The organism is Vibrio sp. Vb1018 (assembly GCF_033338775.1).
Lineage (GTDB): Bacteria > Pseudomonadota > Gammaproteobacteria > Enterobacterales > Vibrionaceae > Vibrio > Vibrio alginolyticus.
In genome coordinates this window covers 360,477-387,344 of the sequence record NZ_JAWOTI010000002.1, presented here as the reverse complement: position 1 = coordinate 387,344, position 26,868 = coordinate 360,477, and the positions used below count along the sequence as shown (strand labels likewise).

Annotated in this window: 24 protein-coding genes; 20 read left to right on the top strand and 4 right to left on the bottom strand. The window is 42.4% G+C overall.

What is annotated here, in order from left to right; all coding sequences use genetic code 11:
• Window positions 1-289: 289 nt before the first annotated feature.
• From R7Z10_RS04085 to R7Z10_RS04050, 8 genes are all read left to right on the top strand, one after another.
• Window positions 290-889 carry a hypothetical protein gene (locus R7Z10_RS04085; protein WP_017633753.1) on the top strand — a complete coding sequence of 200 codons (600 nt, stop codon included), beginning with the start codon at window positions 290-292 and terminating at the stop codon, window positions 887-889.
• Window positions 890-898: 9 nt separating this feature from the next.
• Window positions 899-2,392 (top strand): type VI secretion system-associated FHA domain protein, encoded by a 1,494-nt coding sequence (locus R7Z10_RS04080; protein ID WP_047101282.1) that lies wholly within the window; start codon window positions 899-901, stop codon window positions 2,390-2,392.
• Window positions 2,385-2,885: a type VI secretion system lipoprotein TssJ gene (gene tssJ / locus R7Z10_RS04075; protein ID WP_005386118.1), complete on the top strand. Its 501-nt coding sequence runs from the start codon at window positions 2,385-2,387 to the stop codon at window positions 2,883-2,885. Before R7Z10_RS04080 ends, tssJ begins: the two co-directional genes overlap by 8 nt.
• 11 nt (window positions 2,886-2,896) lie before the next feature.
• On the top strand, window positions 2,897-4,222 hold the full coding sequence (gene tssK / locus R7Z10_RS04070) for a type VI secretion system baseplate subunit TssK (RefSeq protein ID WP_005373357.1): 1,326 nt from the start codon (window positions 2,897-2,899) through the stop codon (window positions 4,220-4,222).
• A complete protein-coding gene (gene icmH / locus R7Z10_RS04065; protein WP_258453783.1) occupies window positions 4,219-5,010 on the top strand; it encodes a type IVB secretion system protein IcmH/DotU in 792 nt (263 codons plus the stop codon). The genes tssK and icmH overlap by 4 nt, the downstream gene beginning before the upstream one ends.
• Window positions 5,011-5,157: 147 nt before the next feature.
• Window positions 5,158-6,615, top strand: a complete 1,458-nt coding sequence (locus tag R7Z10_RS04060; protein ID WP_318104047.1) for a DUF4150 domain-containing protein — start codon at window positions 5,158-5,160, stop codon at window positions 6,613-6,615.
• Window positions 6,616-6,627: 12 nt separating this feature from the next.
• Entirely contained in the window at window positions 6,628-8,730 is a 2,103-nt protein-coding gene (locus R7Z10_RS04055; protein WP_262649199.1) for a hypothetical protein, read from the top strand.
• Window positions 8,727-9,374 (top strand): hypothetical protein, encoded by a 648-nt coding sequence (locus R7Z10_RS04050; RefSeq protein WP_115386567.1) that lies wholly within the window; start codon window positions 8,727-8,729, stop codon window positions 9,372-9,374. Before R7Z10_RS04055 ends, R7Z10_RS04050 begins: the two co-directional genes overlap by 4 nt.
• Window positions 9,375-9,598: 224 nt before the next feature.
• Here R7Z10_RS04050 and R7Z10_RS04045 read toward each other — a convergent pair whose 3' ends face one another.
• Window positions 9,599-10,735, bottom strand: coding sequence for a multidrug effflux MFS transporter (locus tag R7Z10_RS04045; protein WP_054577797.1), 1,137 nt, complete (start codon window positions 10,733-10,735; stop codon window positions 9,599-9,601).
• Window positions 10,736-10,834: 99 nt separating this feature from the next.
• Here R7Z10_RS04045 and R7Z10_RS04040 point away from each other — a divergent pair, with 99 nt between their 5' ends.
• The gene (locus tag R7Z10_RS04040; protein ID WP_017820362.1) at window positions 10,835-11,608 is read left to right on the top strand and encodes a helix-turn-helix domain-containing protein; all 774 of its coding nucleotides are present in this window, start codon (window positions 10,835-10,837) and stop codon (window positions 11,606-11,608) included.
• Between the two features lie 90 nt (window positions 11,609-11,698).
• Here the strand turns inward: R7Z10_RS04040 and R7Z10_RS04035 are convergent, their stop codons facing one another.
• The gene (locus tag R7Z10_RS04035) at window positions 11,699-12,607 is read right to left on the bottom strand and encodes a LysR family transcriptional regulator (protein ID WP_262649202.1); all 909 of its coding nucleotides are present in this window, start codon (window positions 12,605-12,607) and stop codon (window positions 11,699-11,701) included.
• Between the two features lie 135 nt (window positions 12,608-12,742).
• On the opposite strand from R7Z10_RS04035, the gene R7Z10_RS04030 reads away from it, so the two are divergent.
• The 9 genes from R7Z10_RS04030 to mnhG all read left to right on the top strand — a co-directional run bounded on the left by R7Z10_RS04030 (window position 12,743) and on the right by mnhG (window position 20,809).
• Window positions 12,743-13,462 carry an SDR family oxidoreductase gene (locus R7Z10_RS04030; protein ID WP_318104043.1) on the top strand — a complete coding sequence of 240 codons (720 nt, stop codon included), beginning with the start codon at window positions 12,743-12,745 and terminating at the stop codon, window positions 13,460-13,462.
• Between the two features lie 393 nt (window positions 13,463-13,855).
• The gene (locus R7Z10_RS04025) at window positions 13,856-14,791 is read left to right on the top strand and encodes a universal stress protein (protein WP_005373330.1); all 936 of its coding nucleotides are present in this window, start codon (window positions 13,856-13,858) and stop codon (window positions 14,789-14,791) included.
• Window positions 14,792-14,900: 109 nt separating this feature from the next.
• A complete protein-coding gene (locus R7Z10_RS04020; RefSeq protein ID WP_005373328.1) occupies window positions 14,901-15,092 on the top strand; it encodes a hypothetical protein in 192 nt (63 codons plus the stop codon).
• Window positions 15,093-15,256: 164 nt separating this feature from the next.
• On the top strand, window positions 15,257-17,926 hold the full coding sequence (gene mbhE / locus R7Z10_RS04015; RefSeq protein ID WP_017820361.1) for a hydrogen gas-evolving membrane-bound hydrogenase subunit E: 2,670 nt from the start codon (window positions 15,257-15,259) through the stop codon (window positions 17,924-17,926).
• Entirely contained in the window at window positions 17,926-18,279 is a 354-nt protein-coding gene (locus R7Z10_RS04010) for a Na+/H+ antiporter subunit C (protein WP_017633704.1), read from the top strand. Before mbhE ends, R7Z10_RS04010 begins: the two co-directional genes overlap by 1 nt.
• Window positions 18,276-19,772, top strand: coding sequence for a proton-conducting transporter membrane subunit (locus R7Z10_RS04005; protein WP_318104042.1), 1,497 nt, complete (start codon window positions 18,276-18,278; stop codon window positions 19,770-19,772). Before R7Z10_RS04010 ends, R7Z10_RS04005 begins: the two co-directional genes overlap by 4 nt.
• Window positions 19,769-20,245 carry a Na+/H+ antiporter subunit E gene (locus R7Z10_RS04000; protein ID WP_005373320.1) on the top strand — a complete coding sequence of 159 codons (477 nt, stop codon included), beginning with the start codon at window positions 19,769-19,771 and terminating at the stop codon, window positions 20,243-20,245. Before R7Z10_RS04005 ends, R7Z10_RS04000 begins: the two co-directional genes overlap by 4 nt.
• The gene (locus tag R7Z10_RS03995; protein WP_005373317.1) at window positions 20,238-20,516 is read left to right on the top strand and encodes a cation:proton antiporter; all 279 of its coding nucleotides are present in this window, start codon (window positions 20,238-20,240) and stop codon (window positions 20,514-20,516) included. The genes R7Z10_RS04000 and R7Z10_RS03995 overlap by 8 nt, the downstream gene beginning before the upstream one ends.
• Window positions 20,516-20,809, top strand: coding sequence for a monovalent cation/H(+) antiporter subunit G (mnhG, locus tag R7Z10_RS03990; protein ID WP_005373314.1), 294 nt, complete (start codon window positions 20,516-20,518; stop codon window positions 20,807-20,809). The genes R7Z10_RS03995 and mnhG overlap by 1 nt, the downstream gene beginning before the upstream one ends.
• Window positions 20,810-20,828: 19 nt before the next feature.
• Here the strand turns inward: mnhG and R7Z10_RS03985 are convergent, their stop codons facing one another.
• The gene (locus R7Z10_RS03985; protein WP_005373312.1) at window positions 20,829-21,536 is read right to left on the bottom strand and encodes a GntR family transcriptional regulator; all 708 of its coding nucleotides are present in this window, start codon (window positions 21,534-21,536) and stop codon (window positions 20,829-20,831) included.
• A gap of 180 nt (window positions 21,537-21,716) precedes the next feature.
• On the opposite strand from R7Z10_RS03985, the gene R7Z10_RS03980 reads away from it, so the two are divergent.
• Together R7Z10_RS03980 and R7Z10_RS03975 are read left to right on the top strand one after the other, a co-directional pair.
• Window positions 21,717-23,045 (top strand): 6-phospho-alpha-glucosidase, encoded by a 1,329-nt coding sequence (locus R7Z10_RS03980; protein ID WP_005373308.1) that lies wholly within the window; start codon window positions 21,717-21,719, stop codon window positions 23,043-23,045.
• 55 nt (window positions 23,046-23,100) lie between these two features.
• Entirely contained in the window at window positions 23,101-24,651 is a 1,551-nt protein-coding gene (locus R7Z10_RS03975; RefSeq protein WP_318104041.1) for an alpha-glucoside-specific PTS transporter subunit IIBC, read from the top strand.
• 178 nt (window positions 24,652-24,829) lie between these two features.
• Here the strand turns inward: R7Z10_RS03975 and R7Z10_RS03970 are convergent, their stop codons facing one another.
• Entirely contained in the window at window positions 24,830-26,860 is a 2,031-nt protein-coding gene (locus R7Z10_RS03970; RefSeq protein ID WP_318104039.1) for an acetoacetate--CoA ligase, read from the bottom strand.
• Between the last annotated feature and the right edge of the window lie 8 nt (window positions 26,861-26,868).

Here is a 26,868-nt window from a genome sequence, read left to right as displayed (position 1 = left end):
CTTATATATGAAGATGAGAACGTTGATTAAAAAGTAACTAAATTGTTATCGGAGATTACGTTTTGTTCAATTAGCAATCAAATTCTGTTACTTCTATTTAAATAGAAAGATTTACTGTCTCGTCACTTAATCTGTAGTCGGTTCTTTAGTTTTTGTTTGTAGGTAAAACAACCAACCTGATAGTTGAAATGTATTAAATTATAGGTGTTTTTTTAGGCTTATTGAAAAAGAGAATATAATTGATATCTTTCGCCTCTAAGTAGAATATCGGTTTTCCTAGAGGGACGAAATGCTAAAACCAAGTCAAATTGGGCTGATTTCAGCCATGTGTCTATTTTCTTCTGTTGCAATGGCAAAAGGGGAGCGATATGGACTCTCTACCAGTATGTTGACTATCGATAGCATTAAATACGATGAAGGTAAAAGTGGTGAGCAGGATACGCTTAGGTTCGGCTTGGTTCATACTCGTCCTATTGATGAAAACAATAACCGTTGGCGTTGGTGGTTAGGGCTAAACTATCTAGCAGAAGATATTGAAGCGCCAGCAAACGGCTTATATCAAGAAGCGACGAACTATGAACTTCGTGTTGTTCCTCAATATGCGTTGACTTCTTGGAGTGTTTTCACGCCATATGTTGGTGCGGGCTTGTCTGTCGGTTACTCGCAATATTCTAATCGTTGGCAAGTAGACCAAGAGGGCTATCGTTATGAGAGTGTTGAAGATATCGACCAGTTTGAGTTAGGTGCGGTTGTGACCCTTGGTACTGCTATAAAGTTAGGCAGTAATCCTGACGCCCATATACAAATTATCCCGCAGGCCTCTTATATCCTTCCGGTTGTAAATGATGGAATTGGTGGGCTTGAACTATCAGTTTCTTTGCTCTTTTGAGGTTCGTAAATGTACTCAAATCAGCTAGTTTTATTTATCTCAAAGTGTCCAGAGGAATACACTGGTGCAAAGCATATTGAAATGCCTGAAAGTGGTGGTTCGATAGGTCGTTCCCCAAGCTGTAGCGTGTCTTTAGCCGATCACAACCGCTTTATATCGGGCACTCATTGTTTGCTCAGCGTGTATGGAGATACCTACTATATAAGTGACGTATCAACTAATGGCACAATGGTAAATGGGAATAAAATACTAAAAAATCAACCCGTTGCGATAGTTGATGGCGACATCATTTCTTTAGGGCAATATGAGATTGGTGTTTCTCTTGAGCACGTTACCTCAACACTAGACATCGCCGCTGATATTGCTCCTGAGCGAGTATCTAGCGATCCTCTGGTTAGTCTAGGAGATGCGGTTGTCGAAGAGGAAGAAAAAGTCGGTGCCTTAGAAGATTTGTTTATGGAGACTAAACAGGATGACATTGATTGTCATGATCCTGTTGCTCACCTTAACTTTTCGATGCAGCGAGATGACGATTACTTAATTCGTGATAATGAGCGTACAGAATCTGAACAACCTAGAACCGTGGAAAGCACGCGTCAGGTGGTCGATGACAGTTTCAGTATATATTCCGAATTCGATCAGCCAAGCCTAATCCCTGAAGACTGGATGGCTGCGGAAACCAAGAGTAACGCATCAGTCAATGATGCATTAGCGCCAGAAAGCGGTAAGGCACATAGAGCCGATATTGCCTCAGCTGAGGTGATGCAACCTGGCACGGTAGCCCCAGATAGCACGATTCAAAGACAACATCGTACGCCTAATGTTACTGAGATGGTCGTAGAGCAGGCTAACACAGGGTCAAAATGGGAAGAGATGACCCAATCTTTTACGCCTTCTCCTAACACTAATCAGCAACTTCAAATACCTACGGCAGAGCACGCGATAAACAGTACGACGAAAGCACAAGTCGATACTGATGCGGCCGTTTGCTCTCAAGATATAGCGCAAGCGTTTTTTGATGGTTTGGGTATTCGAAATCCAGAGTTGATGACAAACGAGGCGCAGTTATTCAAGCAAATGGGCACTTGCTTGCGTTTATGTATTGATAACCTACAGAAAGAGTTGCACGAAGTGGAATCGTTAAAGGATGAGCAGAGTGCGAGTGAGGCTAACTCGAACATTGCAGAGCTAATGCTCACTTTGAATAGTCAGCAATTACTGGCTCCAAATGAACTGGTTGAACAAATGCTCGATGAGCTGAACGACCACCAAGTTATGTTTAACAAAGCACTGAATGAGCTCGTTTTAGAACAGTCTGAAACGAACGATCCCGTAGCATTTGCTAACAGGGTCGCTAGCCAGTCTTTGTTCTCAACTAAGTCAAAGCTGTGGGCCGAATACCTAGATTTCTACACTAATAATCGTCGCCTGCTTAATGAAACATCCTTAAAAGGGCTGATTAAGAAAAACTATAACAAAGTGATTAAGGGAAACCATGCGTAGTATCGCCGTATTACTCGGATTTGCCATGTTGTCCGGTTGTTCCATGTGGGATCAATTTAAAGAGTCCACAGGTATCACACCAGAAACTTCGTCGATTGAATTGGTTATTGAGGCATCACCTGTACTCAATGTGAGAAATGGGGGCCAGTCATCTCCAGTTATTCTCCGTCTTCACGAATTAAGTTCGCCAGTATTGTTCCGAAGCTTAGATTTCTTTGCCTTGTTTGAGAGCGATAAAGCGTCGTTGGGTGATGAGTACATCAAACGTTACGAATATCAAATACAGCCAGGTGGAAAAGTTCATGAAATGCTAACGCTAGACCCTGACACTCGTGCCGTCGGTTTTTCAGTGGCTTTTCGTGATATTGATGGTTCGTCATGGCGAAAAGTGGAAGTTATTGAAGAGAAGAGCGAGTACTACATCAAGCTCAAGTTAGAGGGCAGTGAGTTAATTTCTGATAACACTCGCGGCATTGAACAGGTTTACTTTTAAGGGATAGAAACATGTCTTTATACAATCCAGTTGTTTGGCAAGATGGAATGTTCATGAAGCCGCAGCATTTTCAACAACTCGATCGTTCGCAAAGTAAACTATCGAGCCTACTGAGTGCCAATGCATCGCCTTTGCATTGGGGAATTAAACGTTTAGAAATCAACTCTCAGTTACTAGCACTGGGTAAAATCGGTATTACTCGTGCTGAAGGTATTTTACAAGACCGGACACCATTTGAGCTTCCGTTGCTTGCCGAGCTGCCTGAAGTGAAAGATGTAGATCCTTCTATTGCCGATAAAGTCGTTTATTTGTGCTGTCCGTTACCATCGGAACGTTCTGAGTTGTTTGGTACCAAAAAAGACGGTGCGCGCTATACGATGGAATCTCAAGAAGCGGTTGACGCTTGTTATGATTCGGAAGACATGGCAAATATCGTCGTCGGTAAGCTTAACTTTTGCTTAATGTACGATCATGAAGATAAGAGTGCTTACACGTCTATTCCGATCTTAAAGATCTCAGAAGTGAAGCCTGATGGCAGCGTGATCTTAGATGATAGTTTCATTCCTACCTGTATCGATATTCATGCGTCGACAGTACTGAGTAAATTTGCGACCGAGTTTGCTTCTATGTTGAAGCATCGCGCGGAATCGATAGTTCAGCGATTAGGGGTGGTGGATCAACAAGGTGTATCATCGGTTTCTGACTTTATGCTATTGCAAGCGCTCAACCGATACGAACCCTTGTTTTGGCATTTCGCCAGCACAGAAGCTGTGCATCCTGAGTCTTTGTATCGAATTCTTCTTCAGGCAGAAGGTGAGCTTTCGACGCTGTGCTCAACGACACGCCGACCTATTGAGTTTACGAAGTACAATCATGGTGATCTTACTAGCTGTCTTTCTCGCGTCCTAGACAGTGCGAAAATGACATTGAGCGTGATGTCTGAGCAAAGAGCAATTCCACTGACCTTAAAAGATCAGAACTATGGCATCAGAACGGCAGCAATCCCTGACAATAAGATCATCGATACGACGACCTTTATCCTCGCAGTTAAAGCTGACGTGACCTTGGATGTCCTGCATACCCAGTTTGTCAGCCAAACGAAGATCGGTTCTATCGATAACATACGTGACTTGATTAACCTTCAACTGCCTGGGATTGAGATCAAACCAATGCCAGTAGTGCCACGTGCGCTGCCGTATCACGCTGGCTACACCTATTTCGAGCTCGATAAAACGGGCGAAGAGTGGATGGCATTGAAGAACACTGCTGCGATTGCGATTCACGTTGCGGGCGATTTCGCTAACTTATCATTGCAACTTTGGGCCGTTCGTCTATGAGTTACGCAGAAACCGACGTCACCGTAGTCTTATTCCAACCAGAGCCTGGCAAACCAATGGAGGTAATGCCAGCGCCTGACTTGTCGAGAAACATCGCAGTACAAGATCTATCTATCGATAACATGGGTATTAACCCGCTAGTGGACCAGTTCTCATGGTTGATCGCCAGTCTGTCTTGTATGTCTTCGATCCCTTGGCTTGATGACCCGATGCCATTTCGTGAACAAGTGGCACGTGAGATTCGAAAAGGCGAACGAAAACTTAATGAAATGGAGCTCGATCGTGCTTCGGTTCTTGTAATTCGTTACTGCTTGTGTGCGGCGATTGATGAATCTGTTTGTCGGCAAGAATGGGGGGCAAATAGTCACTGGAGCCAGAACAGCTTACTGTCTGAATTCCATAATGAAACGTCTGGTGGTGATAAGTTCTTCGTTATTCTCGACCGCTTAAAAGCCGACCCTCGCAAATACCGTCACGTTATAGAGTTTCTCTATTTATTGCTTCAACTTGGTTTCCAAGGCAAGTACGGCCGTGAAGAGCGTGGCAACGAAAAGTTAGCGGAAATTGGCAGCACCATTTATCGATTAGTGCGAGATGACCGCCTAGCAGAACAAGAAAAAGTTTCTTTAATCAACCTTAAAGCTAAATATCTAAAGAAGCCGTTAAAAAGGGTAATTTCACCCAAGCTGATCTTAAGTCTTAGTGCGATGACGTTTGTGCTTATGTATGCGGCAACCTACATCGTCATAGACTTAAAATTTCAGCAACTGCTTGAAATGTATAGATAACCAGAGATCTAAAATGAGATCTTCTGCCAGTTTTAGGGCTTATTGTGAATATCACTGGTCTTTTAGTGAAATTCACTAGTTATTTAGAGAGATTGCAGTTTGCGATCTCTTTTATCATTCAATCAATAAAATTCAAATGGATTGGTTATGGGCGTAACAGTTGGTGCGAATGGACTTTCGATAGTTCATAAAGGCTCAGGTGGTGAAGCGAATGCAACGCTCCCAGATGTTTGTTTAACTAAGGTCGGCAAGCCAGTCGTCCCTATCCCTTATGGCAACAATGCTAAATCAGCAGACCTTGCTGGTGGGACTACGACAGTCTCTATGGATGGCGGTAACAGTGTCGCTATCAAGGGCAGTACGTTCTCAAAAAGTACCGGCGATGCGGGCGGTGACAGAAAAGGCGTTTCCTCTGGCACGATAGAAGCTGAAGCAAAATTCATTTCAGCCTCACCAACGGTTAAATTTGAAGGTAAGGGCGTATGTCGCCTGTCCGATCAAATGACCATGAACAAAGCCAACACCATGTGTTTGGGTGGGGCACAAAACCCATCGGTTTCTGTTACGGAAGATCAGGAAGGGACGTATACGTTGGATATAGAATGCAAATATCCAAATGGGCTCCCTTACTCTAATGCACAATTTTCTTTAGTCGAACCTTCAGGTGCTGTCATTGGGAGTGGAGCGCTGGATTCTAGCGGAAAAGCAACTGTTAATGGTCTCGCTCTAAAAGAATGCAAGTTAGTGCTCAGCGAAACTCAAGACTCTTATACGCCGAACCAATCTTTAGCTGAAAATATTGTGACGGAAACTTACCCTGATCCGAATGATTTTTGTACGTTTGTCGCAGGTCGCCGCTCGCCATTTTGGGAGGATCGTGTTGGGGTTGCTAATGACTGGGGGATATTGATGTCCGCATCCTTCAGTGATGATGACTTTAAAGATATTGTGTTAGAGCAAAGCCGTATATCGTCTCCTTATGCGATTAGTCAAAATCACTCTAAAGATTTTTCTGATGCTTATGTTTCGGCACTTTATCACATCCAAACTGATACTACTGCGCTAGAGAAATATGAACCTTTAGTTGAACTGCTCTTGGAGCAAGTGCACGAAAATGGCGATATATTGAGAGTCTTATATCAAGCTGATGTGTTTGAGCCTCCCTATGAATTATTAGCGAAGCTTCGCTTTTTAGGGACTGGGAATACTGTGAAGTATTTGCAGTTTGTTTTATGGACGTTGATAAACAATCAAATCTGTTCATACATCGATGAGCTAAACAGTGAAATCATCGGTCGTTTAGATTTCATACAAAGCCAAGCTTCTGCAAGGTCGTTGAGTTCTGTTGAAGAGGGTATAAACGGTTATAAAAAAGCACTTAACCACTTCAAACAAGCACTTCCTGACGTCATTAGCCAAATTTTCGAAACCAAAAATGACACCCTAATTTCTATATCGGCAATGGCCCTTGGGAGTACCGTTAACATAGCGAGCCAATCTAGCTTTGCTACTAATTTAGGTAGGGTTAATGCGGTGGTGTACACGAAGTCAAACAACTTGAACCGCCCATCATTTGTCACTTTTGACGATAACTTTTCTGACTAGGACATTTAAATCATGGATGCAGTTTTTCCGATAGCGCAACGAGAAGGTGACGCTTACTACACGCTCAGTGATTTTACGAAATTGTTTGATCAAGCTAAGAGCGGTCGTTATTTAATAGGACAAGGGTACGGTTGGCATAGTGGCATTCACTTAACATCAAAAATGTTACCGTGGGGGAAAGGGCTCAGACCTATTCAAGCGATGCTTGATGGAAAAATAGTGGCATTTCGCATAAATCCTGATTACCTAACATCAACGTACCAAGAGCAAGAGTTTAAGTATAGTAATAACTTTGTGCTTATCGAGCATGAGGCTGTAAACCCCGAAGATAATGAAGATGTATTTAAGTTCTATACACTTTATATGCACCTTGCGCCACCTTCAGATATTGGCGCCAATTCATCTATAACCACGCGTTACCGTTTACAAGAAGCGAGAAATGTACGCACTTTCAAACATAGTGATGTGCCTACTAATTCTGGTGAAAAAAAACAGTCGATGTCTAAAGGAACATTACTTGAATACCTGTATGCAGAAGAGAAGGAGACCCATCCATACCAGATCGACAAAAATACCTACAAAATGATAAAGTGCCGTGTGGTAGAGAATGGTAAATCGGCAAGTGGTAGCGAAAAAGCACTGTTAAACAAGATTGTTTGGTTTGCTTCGGGTCTCAATAGTGACTTTGACATTTTAGAAGATTCCTCTGCTGTCCTATCAGAACCAGTTTCAGAACCTAAATGGATGTCGGACAAGGCGGCAATGATTAGGGACGGTAGTGTGGTTTCTTTACTCCCACTCCTATTTAGAGAGGGGATAAAGGTTTCAGCTGGGGAAGATATCGGTTACATGGGACTGCATGAGTACAGTAACGATGCAATTGGAACTAAGAAAGAAGATAATCGTGTGCATATCGAGATGTTCTCTTTTGAGGAGCCGCCCGAATTTTTCAAAAAACAGATTTCTCCCAAAAATGCGGAAGAAAATCCACTTGTTGTTCTCGATGGGGCCGATAGTAGCGGTGCCGTTGATATGAGTAATTCGTTTATTCAGCAATTACTTGAATCTGTGACAGAAGATCAAGTAACGGACTTCTCCTCGTTCACTGCTCGCGATGCCAAAGTATACTTAGACGGTAAGCGTAAACACTTTGAGCGATTTATTGTGAAACATCCTACAGATTGGCATACAGAGTCGTCACAAAGTCTTTATGAATCAATCCATCAGACCGCAAAGGAAGCTCTAGATATTAAGTGCTCCGCTGGTTTTGTGACTATAGAGGACTACCGTAACTCCCCATGGCGCGATCAAGTGATGGATAGCTTTGATCTTTTCTCGCAATTCGAACTGGAAAGAGCAGATAAGTTCTCATGGATGCAAGATTTACAAGGTGATTTGCAACTAAGCGATGATAAGAGCCTTTGGCATTATTGGCCTTTTACGCCTCATAGTTACGGTTTTAGTATCGATATTGAATATTTTATAACACAGTATAAGCTTAGGTTTCCTAAGCTACGTCAACCATTTATTTTCGGCTCTCGGTCAGAGGGAAACTTGAGGAATTTGTTAAAAGTTATAAACGAATACTATTCTGAATCTAGTAATGAATACAAGTTTGATGTTAGAAAAGTGGCGTATATGTTGGCTACGGCGCAACATGAAGCCTACCACTTTTTAAGTGGTGAATATTTTAGCTTAAAACCCGAAATAGGAAGCAAAGACTACTTTAATAAATATGATCCCGTTTTGGCGGATACAGATGAGTATCGAGAAAGGGCAAAACTAAATGGTAATTTAAAAGAAGGTGATGGATTTAAGTATCGAGGAAGAGGATATGTACATTTAACATGGAAAAATAATTATCAAAGAGCTAAGGATAAATTTGGTATTGACTTTGTTAACTCTCCCGATTTGGCAATGACGCTTCACAACTCTTTTATGATAATGTTGTGGGGGATGGAAGAAGGTATTTTTACTGGTAAGAGCTTAGATGACTACATTGGTAAAAATACAGATTACATAAATTCTAGAAAGATAATTAATGGTTCAGATCAAGCAGATTTGATAGCTTCTTATGCAAAAGAATTTGAAAGTATATTAGGTGATTCGATATGAAAAAATTATTTCTATTTGTGCTTTCCATAGCTATTTATGGTTGTGCTCATGCGAGCACAGTTTATAAAGAAGACGATGGTGACCTATTGATTTTAGATAAACCATACAATGATATTCTGAAAAATGGCTATTCAAGGAGTGTTGATCTTATTAAGTTTAACGGTCAACCTGCATTAGAACTAACCAATGTAAATGGTGTCAATGCTATATTTACTTTTAGTGAGCGTCAAGTTGATAAAATAAACTGCATTTATAATAATAGCCGAAACCCAATGAATGGCATACTAAATAGAAATGCAGTTTGTGGTCTTTTCATTGACATAGTTGATGCATTGGATAACTACTCTAATATTATTGATAAAGTAAGTGATAAAGAAAATAATTTTATATTCTCTGAAGATAAGCTGTCTGTCTTTGATAATGGTAGTGGGTTGGAAATAGAAAAGTATAAATTAAATGATTATTATGCAAATATCATTTATTATTCCTTGGATGATTTTATAAACTCTAGCCCTGTTGTTAAATTTGATATAAAAGGGCATCGTGGTAAATATAAATATTATTATTTTGTTTATGATGTTAATTACAAGTTGAATCACATTCTTTATCTTGAAAATTCATGGAATAAAATTAGTATTAATTGACAATATCACTCGAGATAGAGGGAGGTACATAGTTTTTTTTTTAAAGATAAGCCTAGTACTTTCATTGAAAAATAGTCAAATTTTTTTACTTTACAATCGCCTAGCCCTTATGACACATTTATAAAAAAGCGCCGACAGGCGCTTTTTATTTACGTTTTAGTTAACCGTTAGAAAAGATGTAGACCAATCTTCGGAAGATTAGGCAAGCAATGCGTAGTATCTGGTCACAAGTTGGTATGAACTTGCCTTTTAGAAAACGCTAATAAAATCGCTAAACAGCTACATGATAATAGAACGACACCTAAGTTTTGTACTGTTCCAGCCATCGCTAATCCCGTCCCGATCATGATGTAGTACATGAGCCCAAATAAAGCGCCAGCGCTGCCAACCTGTTGTTTATAATTAACGAGTGCATCACTGAGTATGTTGGGTATCGCAATCCCGTAAGACATGACGACTAACACCATTGGAGCAACAAACCAGATTGATTGGTTCAGAATCAACACACCGACTGATCCAACGCTAATCAATATTGCTGAGAACCAAAGTAGCTGGCTTTTTTGAACATTTTTGGACACTAGGGATTTGTTTAAATAACTCCCAAGCAGAGTGCCTAACCCCAGTACCATGCCACTGTATCCAAATTGTTCGGAGTTATACCCAAGTGCTGAGAAAGTAAATGCGCCAAGCTGGTAATAAGAAAATAGAGCAATGTTATACAAAGCAACCAGTAATCCTGAGCGCCAAATTCGCGCGTCTCTTACCATTTTCCAGCTAAGTTGATGCAACCGTACTGGTGTCTGTTCCTTCTGTGTTTCAGGAAGCTTAATAACGTTATAAGCGAACAATACTAACGCGATTAAAAACAAGGCAAAAAATACATAACGGTATCCACCAAGCGCTGTAAGCTGCCCGCCTAATAGCATGCCAACTACCGGGCTGATTGATATACCCATCCCCATTAAGCTGAAGACTTTACTCAGTTCTTGACCGTCAAACGCGTCACGAAGCATGGTCTGTGTGACAACGGATCCTACCGCGATACCAAATGCGCTTAGGGCTCGCGCGGCCATGACAACAGCAAAGCTTTCGGTTTGAGTTGCGAGTAAAGATGCGCAACCATAGATAAAGAGCCCAATAAGCATGGTGGGCCTTCTTCCCAGTTTATCTGCGAGAACTCCCCAAACTACAACGCCAATGGCAAAAGCTAGGAAGTAAATCGACAATGTTTGGGCTGCTTGTGCGTGGTTTACATCAAATGATAGAGCGATTGAGCTCAACGCTGGGCTATAGATGGTTTCTACAATTTGCGGAAACATCAACATAACCAGCATGAGCCATAAAGAGGGCTTAGTATTCATATTGTTACCCATCGTTAATGAAGTTGGCGGGCAGTATAAATGAGGCTATGATTGATCTAATAACAACATAAAAACCAAATACATCAATATTCGGACAAAATGGCGCTTATTAACGAAAAAACACAATTTGATGCAGACAAGATTACTAATTATGTAGTGGGAATTGCTGCGGATATTGGCAAGCACGACTCAGGTATGCATATGCACAAGAAAGGGCAGTTATTGTACGCACCTCAAGGTTGTATGAGTTTTGCTCTGGAAGACTCGATTTGTATTTTGCCACCGACAAAGGCGGTTTGGATCCCACCTAATACGCCGCATCGTGCACTAATGACGAATGTGGTGGCGTATCGATCTTTGTATTTTGATTGTGAGGAGTTTGCCTGTCCGAGTAAGATCGCGATGATAGAAGTGAATAATTTACTCCAAGCTCTTATTGATAAAATGTCATTTTGGGAGTGGGATAAGCCTAGCAGCGAGATGGTAAATACGACGGCGCTTTTTTGGGAGGAGTTTTATGCTGCGAAACGTTATTCGTTTCAGTTGCCTTTGCCATCGCATCGGCGCTTAACAACGTTTCGTCGAGAGTTGGTTGAACCTTCATTTCTAGCTCCTTCGCTTACTACTCTTGCAAGCAAAGTTGGGGCAAGCACCAAGACTGTAACACGATTATTTAAGTCGGAAACGGGTATGAATTATCAAGATTGGCGGCAACAGTGGAGGCTTTTAAAAGCAGTTGAATTGTTATCAACGGGCATGCCAGTCAGCGCAGTTGCCGATTGGCTGGAGTTTTCGTCAGACAGTGCATTTATTGCATTTTTCAAAAAGCAAACTGGACAAACACCTCTGACGTTTATGAAAACCAAGCCTTAAGAGTCAAAATGCTCACACTCTTTCTAGAACAACCCCCAGGTTCACAGGCTCAGCCTATAAAGCATACATAGACAGGTACCAACGTGCAGGTTACTTGTCTTTACTCTGCTGTTTGCGAAAGTATTGCGTGGTAAAATCAACAAAGGCTCGGATGCGTTTTGGTTGATGTCGGTCGTGATGATAAAGGAGTGAAAATTCCACACTCGGAATGCTCCAATTGGTAAACACTTCTTTTAGCTTGCCTGTCTGGAGTTCTTGTTGACAATAAAGTGCTGGCACACGGATGATGCCATTTCCCGCCAAGGCTGCTTTTATCATTACTCTGCCACTCTTACATCGTAACTGTCCACGTATCTGGTGTTCCGTTGACTGCTTTGTATTCGTGTTCTCAAATGCCCACCGTGTCACACTACCTGTCAAACAAACGTGTTTTTCTAAGTCCTTTGGATGCGAAGGATAGCCATATGTTTCTAAATAGTTTGGGCTTGCGTATGTCCCCATTTCCACATCGATCAGTTTGCGAGCGATAAAGTTGGAGTCGTCTAACTTTCCCATTCGAAAAGCGATATCGAATTCATCCGCGATTAAATCGACACGATGGCTACTAAAATCTAAGTTAATGCTCACTTGTGGGTGTTGGATTAGAAACTGAGCAACGATATCTGCGACAACGTCTTCTCCTAAATAGCCCCCCACACAGTTGATACGAATGTCACCTCTTAAGTCTTCTACATCATCAACCACTGCCATAACAGCTTGATCAATATTGTGAAGGGCAGTTTCACACTGTTTATACAGAACCTTGCCTGCTTCGGTGAGGTTCAGTGTTCGAGTGGTCCTTTGTAGCAAAGTGACACCAATCTGTTGCTCCAGATTTGTTATTTGACGTGAAACGTGTGAGCGAGAAACGCCAAGTTGCTCTGCTGCTTTCGTGAAGTTTCCTAGTTGAGCGATTAGGACGAAAGAGCGAATATCCGCAAGGTTGATGTGTGTTTGCATGATGATTTCTTCATAATTCAAAAAAGTATTGTTGCAGTATAACAACAGTGTTTCAACTAGGTCGGTATATATCAACAAACAAAGTTTTCTTAAACTTACCGCCACTGATGTAAACCGTTCGATTAAGGATTCAAAATGAAAAAGTTAATTGTTATTACAGGCGCTAGTTCAGGCATTGGTGAAGCGATTGCACGTCACTTCAGTGAACAGGGCCATGCTCTTCTTTTGTTAGCAAGACGTGTAGAACGTTTGGAAGCATTAAACTTACCAAATACGCTTTGTGAAAAGGTAGATGTGACCGACAAAGCTTCTTTTGAGGCTGCAATTGAGAAAGCTGAAGCGTTGTATGGTCCGGTAGATGCACTTGTAAATAACGCAGGCGTTATGCTTCTAGGTCAGATAGATACTCAGGAAGCATCGGAGTGGAAGCGCATGTTTGATGTGAACGTAATTGGTTTGCTCAATGGCATGCAGTCCGTCCTAGCACCGATGAAAGCACGTAACAGTGGTACGATCATTAACATCAGCTCTATTGCGGGCAAGAAAACATTCCCTGATCATGCTGCTTATTGCGGTACCAAATTTGCGGTTCATGCTATTTCTGAAAACGTACGTGAAGAAGTTGCGTCATCAAATGTTCGCGCTACCACGATTGCACCTGGTGCAGTGGAAACGGAATTACTTTCACATACAACGTCTCAAGATATTAAAGATGGTTATGACGCCTGGAAGGTGGATATGGGCGGTGTGTTGGCCGCAGACGACATTGCACGAGCAGTGCTGTTTGCTTATCAGCAACCGCAAGGTGTATGTGTTCGTGAAATTGCTTTGGCACCGACAAAACAACAACCTTAACATTGAGTTACGGCGATTTTAGGTCACTAAAGCCGTAAAACTTTGCATATCGATTCGTGATTGAGATGGCATCTTTAAACTAAGTTGCGTGAAAATTTAGGTCATCCATTTAAATCCGGACACTAAGTGTGTTATTGCTTATACCCAAGTTACTCAAGGTGAGAAAAAACTTTGAGTAATTTGGGTTTTTATTTGGTCTCAATTTTAGGTAGCGGAATTTATTTAGGTCGAAGGCGATAGTTGTGAAGAAAGGAGAGTGTGACGTAAAACAAAATGAAGCAATATCCGTCTCTTAATGAGAATTGATTTCATCAACGTCACAAGCCGTTACAATTATCCGTTAGGTATTATACTTTGTGGATGGTTAATATTTAACCAAACAAGGAGGTGTGTATGAAACGATTCGCAAACATACTTTTTGCAACACAAGGATTGCCAGGCCATAGTGACGCCCTCGAACAAGCGATGAGGATTGCATCTAGCAACAAAGTGCCTGTCTCAGGGCTAATAGCGTGTCCTGATTTCCCAACAGACATGATCCAGTATCAGCAAAGTTATGAGCAATCGCTGCAAGACTCCCTCAAACAAAGTATTCACGAATACAGACAGAAGCTGGGACTCTCTGAAGAGGATCTCGCATTTCCTCTTACTGTGAAAAGCAGTGAAAAGCCCGCTGTCTGTATTATTCAAGAAGCATTAGCTGATAACAAAGATCTCATCATCAAAGAAGCTGAACCGCTCGGTGAAGGTGCTGAGGGTTTCAAAGCTATTGATATGACTCTGTTACGAAAATGCCCTTGTCCGCTTTGGTTGCACCGACCAATTGATAAGCCAAGAGATAAGCGCCGTGTTGCTGTGGCTATCGACCCATTAACGGCAAGCGATGAACAGCACTCATTAGCCGTGCGTTTACTCGAATTATCGCGTTCGATAGCCGACACCTGCGATAGTCGTTTACACGTGATTTCTTGCTGGGAGTATTACTTAGAAAACTACCTTAATGGTAACGCTTGGATTCAAGTCGATGATGCTGAGTTGAAACATGAACTCGACAAAGCAAAAGCCGATCATAAACAAGCTCTGCAACAGCTGTTGGAGGAGTCTGGGATTACAGGTGAAATTGTGATTCACCACCTGCATGGAAAACCCGACGAAAAGATTCCAGATTACGTAGAGAGTATTGAGGTAGACGTGCTGGTAATGGGAACCTTAGCGAGAACTGGTATATCTGGCTATGTCATTGGTAATACGGCTGAAAATATTTTGCAATCGATTAACTGTAGTTTGGTCGCTCTTAAGCCCGATGGCTTTGTCTCACCGATTCAGTAATTGGGGTGTAACAAAGTTGGGTTTAAGTGATGTTTTAGGTAAAGGAGGGAGATGGATCTCTAGAACATGGAATTATCAATGTATCAATAAGTTATCAGAGGAGAGTGACATGAAAAACCTATGCCCGAAATGCCACACAGAAATGATAGAACGTTCGAATGTTTATGTTTGTCCGAGAAATGATATCGGTGACTGCACCTACGATGCATTCGAGTTAGCTGATGACGATAATCCATATACATTCAGCCAAGAACACGTAAGTAGTGACCTACGTTCTTATGCCGTAGCAGACAGCAAATAGCGGTTTGTATCGGCGTTCCTCTAAGTAGCACTCAGTGATTACTGTTTGCTACTTTTCCCTTGGTTTCATGATCGTTTTTGAAGCGCTTGGGTTAAAACAATACAGTGGAGTTTGTCATTTGCGCCGAATAGGGCGTACCTTCTTATAATAACGAATGGGCTGCGATGTTGAATAACATAACGGGTAAAGAAAACCTGCCGAAAAACCTAGATAATCAGTTGGTCTTACTGATTTTCCCTGCGCTGCCAGTTTTAATCTTCTCTTTTCTCTTCTATATCTATACTCCTGCAGGCGTGAGCTGGAATGCGGAATGGATACCAAGCCTCGATATCAACCTTAGCTTTAGATTAGATGGTCTTTCATTTCTTTTTGCGGGACTGATCAGTGGGATTGGCGCACTGATTCAAATCTACGCTTTGGCTTATTTACGAGAAAGTGATAGCCGGTTTTCCTTTCATTTGTATCTAACCCTATTCATGCTTGCCATGCTAGGGATTGTGATGAGCGATAACATTCTGTTGTTATTTGTTTTCTGGGAACTCACCACCATCACTTCTTATTTACTGATCGGGTTTAATCACGAAAATAAAACGTCTCGGAAAAACGCCTTGCAGTCGCTGATTGTTACTGGTGCTGGTGGACTAGCGTTGCTAGCTGGTCTTATCTTGCTGGGAGCAATGGCAGGGAGTTATGAGCTAAATACCATTATCGAGCAGGCAGACACTATTGCGCAGCATGAATGGTTTATCCCATCTCTAGTGCTCATACTACTCGGTGCATTTACTAAATCTGCGCAATTCCCGTTTCATTTTTGGCTACCTAACGCGATGGCAGCTCCCACTCCGGTCAGTGCGTATTTACACTCGGCAACAATGGTAAAGGCAGGCATTTACCTATTAGCACGTTTATCGCCAGTTTATGCCCACAGCGAGATCTGGTTTTATGCTTTAGTCATCACTGGGAGTATCACGGCCATTTGGTGCACATTTGTCGCATTAAAACAAACTGACTTGAAGCTGATGCTAGCCTACAGCACGAATGTTGCTTTGGGTAAATTAACATTATTACTAGGTATGGGCACAGATTTGGCCGTTAGTGCAGTATTGATGTTTATTCTCGCTCACTCTTTCTATAAAGCTGCGCTGTTTATGGTGGTGGGTAATATCGACAAAGCGACAGGAACACGAGATATTGATCAATTGTACGGCCTGAAGTCAGTTCTCGTCATCAGCATGGTTGCGGGGAGTTTGGCTGCATTGTCTAAAGCGGGGTTCCCGCCGTTGTTAGGCTTTTTGAGCAAAGAATACATGTACAAGTCCGCAGTAGAGCTCAATAACTGGATCGCCTTTGTACTTTTAATCGTGAATATACTGATGGTCGCGCTAACCATTATGCTTATTGCGAGACCATTCTTTGCTCGCCGTGATCTCGTGCCGATTGAAACTAAGCCAGTTGAGACAAAAAAAGCCATGTGGATCTCGCCTTTGCTCTTGGCAGTTGGCAGCCTCCTAGTTCCGTTATTCGGTTTGAATTGGTTAGATCGCAATATTATTTTTCCGGGCTCTGCTGACATTCTGCCCACAGCAACTCTTAAAGAGACATCACTATGGCATGGCGTGAATGTACCGTTAGTGTTAAGCGTTATTACGCTAGCGTTGGGGTATGTGGTGTACCGTGTTTATCCTACTGTGTCTGCATTTTTTCAGCGGCTACATCTATTCGTCCCCAAAGCGGAGAATATTTTTGAACGACTATTAGATGGCATGATGACAGTGGCGAAGTGGCAAACGGCGCGGTTACAGCAAAAGAAATTGAGTCGCTATGTCCTATTATTTTTCACGGTACTTGCCGTTGCGTTACTGAGTCAGGTAGCGCTTATTCCTCTGCCTTTGGTTGGCGAACTTTCAAGTGTCACTTTCTATGAGATTGGTATTGCCTTATTGTTGATTGGTGCTGCGCTCGTATGTACGTTGTCCCACGCAAGACTTCTTGCGATTTCTGCGCTTGGTATGATTGGCTTCATGACCACGCTTGTTTTTATGATTTATAGCGCCCCGGACGTTGCGAAGACTTTACTGTTAGTGGAAACATTAATGGTGGTCTTTCTTGCATTGTTAATGCGTCATATGCCACGTCTAACCACCGTGCCCAAGCATTCAATAAAACGTAAAGTAGCGAATATTTGCATAGCAGGTGTGATAGGTGTTTCGGTTACTTTACTTTTGTTAGGAATCACGTCTCAGCCGATGGACTCTTCGGTGTCAGATTTCTTTGCAGAAAACAGTGTCCCGGGTGGACATGGGCGAAACATTGTTAACGTTATTCTGGTCGACTTTCGCGCATTTGATACATTGGGAGAAGTTGTTGTCGTTGTTATTGCAGGGATTGCTGCAGTGAGTTTGCTTAAGACAAGAGCGAAAAAGCAAAATCGTATCCAATCATTAATTTTTGCAACCACGGCACACATTGTTTCGGCACTCATGCTCGTATTTTCAGTGTATCTGTTGTTACGTGGTCATAACGAACCGGGTGGTGGCTTTATTGGTGCGTTGATTGCCGTTATTGGTTTATCACTTCTCATGTTCGCGGAATCACCGAAATACGTTCGTTCTAGGTTGTATTTCAAACCGTTTCTCATTGCGTTATCTGGCATCGCATTGAGCTTAGTTTCTGGTGCTTTGAGCTTTGCGTTTGATAAACCGTTTTTGACCGGACTGTGGTGGAAAGACGTGATACCACTAGGGACGCCATTGGTTTTTGATGTTGGTGTTTACCTTGCCGTTATAGGTGGCGTGATGGGTATGCTGCTTCGTATTAATGAGGAGCTAGAGTGATGGAAATAGTCTGGAGTGTTGTCGTTGGAGTATTTGTCGCAGCAGGTGTTTATTTAATGCTTGAAAAGCATATCTTGCGCCTTTTGTTCGGCATCATGTTACTCAGTAGTGCGGTTAACCTTGCTATTTTTACCGCTGGAAGGCTGACGCCCGGAGAGCCGCCATTGATTGGCGATAATGCTCTTTTACCACCAGATAGCGCGGCAAATCCTTTACCTCAAGCGCTTATCTTAACTGCGATAGTCATCGGTTTTGGACTACTTATTTTTGCTTTAATGCTGTTCTATCGAGCTTATAAAGACACTGGAACTGCAAACGTCGATGAAATGCAACGTTCTGAGGAGGGTCAATGAGTTCGATTTTGCTTACGTTACCGGTTGTTCTCTCGCTGAGTACGGCGTTGACTATCTTCTTCGTCCGTCGCTCAACAAAAAGTGTTGAGTGGTTGAGCGGTGTAAGTGCGATTTCGAACCTTTTCGTTGCGGGCTTTCTCACAGAAAACATCATAAGTAATGGTATTCAAGCCGTTGCTTTTGGTCAGTGGAGTGCGCCATTTGGTATCGTGTTTGTCGCAGATTACCTCAGCGTTGCTATGGTGATGATAACGGCGGTGATTGGTGCGATATGTGTTTTCTACGCGATGGCGGACCTTCACCGAAAGCCCTCCTATAGCAATTACCATGCGTTAATGCACGTGTTGCTTGCTGGCGTTTATGGTGCTTTCCTGACTGGAGATATTTTTAATCTGTATGTTTGGTTTGAGGTCATGCTCATTTCATCATTTGGTTTAATGGTGTTAGATGCAACGAAAACTCAAGTTGATGGTGCAGTAAAGTACGTGATGTTGAACCTGATTTCGACGCTGGTATTTTTGCTTGCTATCGGTTTATTGTATGGAGCAACGGGCACCTTGAACTTGGCCGATCTCTACACCAAAGTAGGGGAAAATGAATTGAGCATCAACATGATGCTGTCCGCGCTATTTTTGTTTGCCTTTTCTATTAAAGCGGCACTCTTTCCTTTATTTGCTTGGTTGCCAGCTTCTTATCACACGTTACCAAGCGGTGTGGTGGCACTGTTTGCCGCGTTGCTTACTAAAGTCGGTGTATACGCGTTGATAAGAGTCTTTACCTTGGTATTTCCGCTCGCCGAGAGTGGTTGGCAACCGACGTTAATTTGGGTCGCAGGGCTAACCATGTTAACGGGCGTTTTAGGAGCGGCTAGCCAATTCGACATTAAGAAAATTCTTTCTTTTCATATTATTAGCCAAATAGGCTATATGTTCATGGGGTTGGCTATTTACACTCCCTTAGCTTTAGCCGGTGCCATTTTCTACATTGTTCATCACATCATTGTAAAAGCGAATTTGTTCTTAATAGGTGGATTCATCGAGCGCAAATATGGCTCTAGTCAACTTGAACATTTGGGTGGGGTATACAAAGCTATGCCTTGGTTAGCGTTCTTGTTTCTTGTCCCTGCGTTTTCTCTGGCCGGTTTCCCACCGCTATCGGGTTTCTGGGGAAAGCTATTGGTCATCAAGTCGAGCATACAGGCTGAGTATTACTGGTTAGCAGGTACCGCGTTATTGGTGGGGTTGCTTACTGTCTACTCGATGACGAAAATTTGGAGTGAGGCATTTTGGAAAAAGCCATTTAGAGAGAAGCCAGAACAGACTCTGCAGGCCAAAGTACATTGGTTGTACTGCGTTCCAATTATTGTATTGACAACGTTGACGCTAATCATTGGCTTAGTGGCGGAGCCTTTTTATCAATTTTCCGTTCAAGCTGCAGAACAACTGTTAAATCCGACTGAATACATCAGAGTGGTGTTAGGAGGAAATGCATGATCTATCTATTCCTCAATTTTTTCTTAGCGTTAGCGTGGATGATGCTTAATGGCAGCTATTCGAGTCTGAATTTTGTTGTCGGATTTACGGTCGGCTTTTTTGCTTTAAGGTTGAGTCAACCATTTGGATTGAAAACGAGCTATTTTCAACGTTTTGCATCTGCATTGAAGTTATTGGTGTACTTCGCTTATGAAATGGTTATATCGGTTGCGAAAGTGGTGTGGGACGTCGTGACACCTACTCATTTGAGTCAGCCTGATATCGTTTATGTCCCTCTGGAGGTCGATTCTGACCTAGAAATCACATTACTGGCGAACATGGTTTCTTTAACACCGGGTACGCTTAGTTTGGATGTTACGGCTGATAAAAAGTATCTTATCGTTCATGCCATGTTTGCACCTGAACATGAAGAGGTTATTCGCGGAATTAAAGATGGGTTAGAGCATCGAATTTTGGAGGTGACGCGTGGATAGTTGGCTGCAAATAACGGTCACTTTTGCCTATTCTGGGCTACTACTCAGCTTTGTTATGGCTTTTGCTCGTTTAATTCTAGGACCAACGCTAGCTGATCGAGTTGTGGCGTTAGATCTGATTTCATTTATCACTATCGGATTTATTACGGTTTACACCTTAGACAGCGGTGAGGACGCTCTGTTAGACATCGCCATTACATTAGGTTTGGTCGCATTTCTCGGCACGATCGCATTTGCACGTTTGATCGTTAAAAGAAAGGAGAAAGAATAATGGACGTGTTGATTGGACTATTTTTATGCTTAGGAACATTGTTGACCTTGGTTGCAAGTCTAGGTGTCCTGAGGCTTCCTGATTTGTATACCCGAATGCATGCAGCGACCAAAGCTGGAACTGTCGGAGTGAGCTGCTTGTTATTAGCGGTCGCTTTCTCACTCCCTGAAGTTACCGTGATCTCTCGGGTTATCGGTACGATGTTGTTTATCGTTCTCACTGCGCCAGTCGCCTCCCACCTGCTCGGCAGAGCAATGCGAGAGGTCGGATATAAGATTTGGCGCAATGATTAACCATTAGCGTCGAATAGTACTACGTCCTAGTTGAAATAAACTCGAAGCTGTATTGATGAAGTCGGAAGTAATTGACGGTATATTCAAATGCACGACCATCTTCTAGGTAACCAGTGGACTCAACTTTTAGAATAGGGGAAGCTTCTGATTCATTCAGGTATGAGGCCGTCTCTGCATCTAACAAATACGGTTTGACAGACTGACTGCTTTTCGCAATTTTCAATCCTTTGCTATTTTCAATGTACTCATATTTAGAACCATTCATTATGGCTATGCTCAAGTCTGGAAATAACACTGCTGGCATATGAGTGACTTCGTAAATTTCAGGCTCATCATTAATACATCTGAGTCTATGTATTTCATATGTATCATCATTGGGCGAGAGATTTAACTGCTTAGCAACCTGTTCATTCGGTTTTTTAAGTTCGAACTTTATGACTTGAGAGCTAGGCGTTTTCCCCTGTTTACTGACTTCCTCGATAAAACCCAGCAAATGTAAGGCATCATGTTGGGCTTTTAGATCGTTTACATAAGTTCCACTACCTCTTGTCCGACTAATTAAATTATTGTCGACCAGAATTTGTAAGCTTTTTCTGATGGTTACGCGGCTTACGGAAAACTCTTCTTGCAAATCACTCTCTTTTGGAAGCATCGATTTAGGTTGTAGTTCCCCATCTTTGATCTTTTTTTCTAATCGTTCCGCAATGTCTATGTATTTGGGTTTCATAATACCTCGCTAAGTCTTGGATCATGATAGCAAGAATGTGATCTGAGATGTAGTTAATACTTTTCCTTAGGATCTTTGTGTGATTTTTATCTCGTATCTTTGTGCTTACACTTTAAATGTATCATAAAAGTATTAATACTTATTTTATACATTTTCAGGATAAACATTTGAGGTAGCGAAATGAAACGTCAAAAATTAACGATTGTTGGTGCTGGCAGTACATACACACTTGGTATGATGAACAGCCTTATTGCCGAAAAAGATAACTTTCCACTCGCAAAAGTCGTGTTTTACGACATAGATGAGAAACGCCAAGAATCGAATGCATTAGCTACTGAAATTCTATTGCGAGAACACTATCCAGAAGTTGAAGAGTTTGTTTATACAACGGATAAATCTGTCGCATTCGCAGATTCGGACTTTTTCTTTATTCAGATCCGCACTGGTGGGTTGGCCATGCGCGAGCGCGATGAACAAATCCCGCTATCCAACTCTTGTGTTGGGCAAGAGACATGTGGCGCGGGAGGAATGGCATATGGACTTCGCTCTATCGGCGATATGATCCAGCTAGTGAACGAGATCCGACAAACGTGTCCAGATGCGTGGATTCTTAATTACACCAACCCGGCGGCAATTGTCGCTGAAGCTTTAAATCGTGAATTTCCGCATGATAAGCGAATTCTAAATATTTGTGATATGCCAGCAGCGATTATGGTCAGCTATGCGCAATTGTTAGGGTGTGAAATTTGGGACTTTGTTCCTGAATATTTTGGGCTTAATCACTATGGCTGGTTTACCAAAATTCGTAATAAACAGGGTGAAGACTTAACGGATAAAATTAAAAATATCATCCTAAAAGAAGGGATCAGTGCGGTTGATGCGGAAATAGCGGATGACCCATCGTGGCAAGCCACATTCAAAAACATGAGAACAATGCTTGCTGATAATCCAGAGTTTTTGCCGAATACGTATCTTCAATACTATTTGTACCCTGAAAAAATGGTAGCGAAAGAGGATATCAATAATACTCGCGCAAGGCAGGTAATTAACGGCCGTGAGAAACGAGTGTTTGAATTGAACGCAAGAATAATTGAAGCGGGCACCACGAAGCACGAAACACTGCATGCCGATATCCATGGTCGATACATGGTGAGAGTCGCGGCTTCGCTAGCCTACAACTTGAGCGATGTGTATCTCGTCATCGTACCGAATAATGGTGCTATTACAAATTTACAAAATGACGCCATGGTAGAAGTTCCAGCTGCGCTAACTAGTGATGGACCGAAAGCTTTTACTGTAGGAAAAATCCCAACCTTCCAAAAAGCCATGATTGAGAGCCAACTTGGTTACGAGAAATTAGTTGTGGATGCTTGGTACGAAGGAAGTCAGCAAAAGCTGATTAATGCACTCACACTTAACCGTACCGTGGTTAATGTGCCAAAAGCTAAAGAAATAACAAAACAATTACTAGAAGAAAATAAAGCCTACCTTCCTCAATTTTTTCAATAACAACTGGACGTTCGGGGCCTACTTGTAGGCTCCGTGAATGAAACAAGAGGTTTATATGAAAGACATTATTCAAAGGTTCGGAGCCGCGATGTTTGTTCCCGTTCTATTATTTCCAGCAGCGGGCATGTTATTGGGTTTCTCTGTTGTGCTGTTAAATCAAGAAGTGTTTCCTTGGGCACTAGAGGGGAGTGCTTGGTTTAAAGTCTCGACGATCATTTTACAGGCATCTCTCGCTGTATTTAAAAATATGGCACTTATTTTTGCCGTTGGGTTACCTATCGCTTTAGCTAAAAAAGCATCTGGTCGCGCTGTACTTGCAACACTCGTTTCCTACATTACGTTTAACTACGTTATTGGTGGAATCCTTCAATTTTGGGGACCAGAACTGGGCGTGAACTATACGGAAGGTGAGCGAGGTTTGACTGAAGTTGGTGGCATTCTAACGCTTGATACCAACTTACTAGGTGCCATTTTAATTGCAAGTCTCTCTGTTTGGGTTCACAACCGATTCTTTGATAAAAAGCTACCGGATTGGGCGGCTGTATTTGGCGGAACGCCATTGGTTGTGATCATTAGTTTCCCCATTATGGTCGTGATGGCAATTCTAACTTGTTTGACTTGGCCAAGTATTCAGCATGGTATTAACAATCTGCAATCATTTTTGGTTTCTGCTGGATCGTTAGGGGTATGGCTATTTACGTTTTTAGAGCGAATCATGATACCAACGGGGTTGCATCATTTCGTATATGGTCCCGTTTTTTATGGGCCAGTTGCAGTCGATGGCGGAACGGTTGCCTATTGGATTCAAAATATACAGACATTCGCCCAGAGCTCGGAAAGTTTAACGACACAATTTCCTCAGGGTGGTTTGATGTTGACGGGAATGGGTAAAGTGTTTGGTTGTACGGGTATCGCACTAGCACTCTATTCAGTTGCGAAAAAAGAAAATAAAAAGATGGTGATGGGGTTAGTGCTCGGAGCCGCAATCACAGCAATTCTTACAGGGATAACCGAACCAATAGAGTTTACATTCTTATTTATCGCACCTGCGCTGTTTGCTTTGCATGCGTTGTTATCTGCGACAATGGCAACGATCGCCTTTATGTTTGGTGTTTCCGGTAACTTTCAGACTGGCTTGATAGACTTCATTTTCCAAAACTGGTTGCCTTTGGCTGGTAACCATGCAGGAACATACGTGATTCAGATTATTATTGGTCTCATGTTTACTGGTGTTTACTTTGTTACGTTTCGCGCGCTTATTTTAAAATACAACATACTTACTCCGGGACGTGAAGGTGCAGATAGTAAGTTGTATTCCAAAGCTGACTACAAAGAAGCGAAAGCGGTCCATAACAGTAGCGCAAGTCCGTCACAAGCTAGTGCCTTTATTGAAGGTTTGGGTGGAAAAGAAAACATTGACTTGTTAACTAATTGCGCGACGCGTCTGCGTGTTAAAGTTAAAGATGTCTCTCTTGTAAAGGAGAACGCATTTTTCACACAGCACGGAGCGGTGAATATTGTTAGAAATCAAGAGAGCCTTCAAATCATCGTTGGTTTAACGGTGCCACAAGTTCGCGAAGATATGAGCCAACTGATAAAAGCTTAACCCCCAAACTAATGCTCCAGCTCATATGGCTCAAAGGTGAGATAGAATTATCTCACCTTTTTTGTGTACATGAAGCATATTTCGCGCAGTTTCCACGAAAGTGGGGAGGAGTTATCGAGCGAGCTAAAAATACAGTTAGGTTATACCCGTCTGTATTGTTGGAAGACTTGTTGAGTCTCTAAGTGACAGTGGCGCCACTTTCTATGTTGAAAAGCGTTTTAATTTCTTCCAGCACTTCTGGGTTAGCAATAGCACCAATGTTTTTTACAGCTTGTCCGTTTACCAATTGTTTCACTGCTAGCTCAACCAATTTGCCTGAGCGCGTTTTAGGAATATCACTGATAGCAAAAATTTGTCGTGGGACATGGCGCGGTGAACATTTTGTTTTCAATGTTTGGCGAATTGAATCGGTGAGTTGTTGGGTTAACTCGACGTTGTGAGCGAGTTTTACTAGTAACCAGATTTCTTCAGACTGCTGGTTTAACTTGCCGACAGCGATGGAGTCTTCAACCTCGGGTAACGCGTTCACTTGCTGGTAGATTTCAGCGGTACCGATTCGTACGCCGCCTGGATTTAAGGTTGCGTCACTACGGCCATAAAAAATAAAGCCGCCATGTTCGGTTTGCATCACATCGTCGCCATGGTGCCAGATATCGGTAAACTTGCTCCAATAAGCGTTGTGATAACGTTCGCCGTTGTCGTGCCAGAAGCCAATAGGGAAGTTAGGTAGCGAGTTATTACAAGTCAGTTCGCCGCGTTTTTGCGTAATAGTATGTCCATCATCCTCTAGAACACGTGCGTCGATTCCCAGCCCTGCGCCTTGGCATTCACCTTTGTAAACTGGTGAAATAGGGTTTCCAAGTACAAAGCATCCGCAAATATCTGTGCCGCCAGCGATAGAAGCGAGATGCAAATCCTGCTTGATGTGCTGATAGACATAATTAAATTGTTCTGGGTAAAGCACCGAACCAGTTGAGCACAGAGTTTTGAGTGACTTCAAGTTATGTTCTAGTTTTGGAGAGCAGTTCGCATGCTCCAGTGCCTCTAAGTATTTCGCTGAAGTACCAAACAGCGACACGTTATGTTCTTCTGCTAATCGCCATAAGACGGAGTGATCAGGATAAACCGGACTACCGTCGTAAATCACTAAGGTTGCTCCACTCGCAAGAGCGGAAACATGCCAGTTCCACATCATCCAACCACATGTTGTGTAGTAGAAAATCTTGTCTTGCGATTTGATGTCGCAATGCAGTTGATGTTCTTTGAGGTGATTGAGCAAGGTACCGCCTGCGGAATGGACAATACACTTAGGTTGACCTGTTGTACCAGAAGAATACAAAATGAATAACGGGTCATTAAACAGCGTTGGTTGATATTGAATTGATTGTGGAGAAAAGTGGTGAGTAATATCGGACCAAGAAACAAACTCAGAAGTGCTAGCACTCTCAGCGTTTTGTAAATATTCGATTTGGCATACGCTAATAGTAGTCTCTTCGGAGGCACTGCTTAACTTACTACTAAGAGTGGTGTTCTTGTCCGTCATATCGAAAGCTTTGCCTCCGAACTGGTAGCCATCACAGCAAAAAAGAACTTTCGGTTTGACCTGACCAAAACGCTCTACGACGCTATCGATACCAAAATCAGGAGAGGTTGAAGTCCAAATGGCACCAAGACTGGTGGTGGCCAGCATGGCAATAACGGTTTCAGGAAGGTAGGGCAAATAACCCGCAACGACATCGCCTTTACCGACACCACAATTGAGTAGCCATTGTTGAATGGCGGAAACTTGTTCAAGCAACTGTTTACCGGTGAGTTGTCGGTGTTCACCGCTTTCATTGCTAAAAACAATAAACTCACGCTCTGGTGCTTGTTCAGCCTGAGATAGGAGGTTCTCTGCGTAGTTCAGCGTGGCGTCAGCAAACCATACTGTGTCTCTATTTACATGGTGATGATTAGAACCTGTTTGTGTCCATTTGGGACTGCCAAGGCTCTTGATTTGCGAACCTATATCTCCGATTACGTTGCAAAACTGCCAAGTATGTCGCCAAAATTCATCATTGTGCTCAATGGACCACTGGTGTAGAGACGTGTAATTGTTGATTACGGTACCTTCGGCTTTGTCTTTATTAACCTTTTCGATGAACCGTAATAAGTTGCTATTGCTGACGCGCTCAGCAGATGGTGACCAAATAGGTGCAGAATTTGGCATAGGTCCCT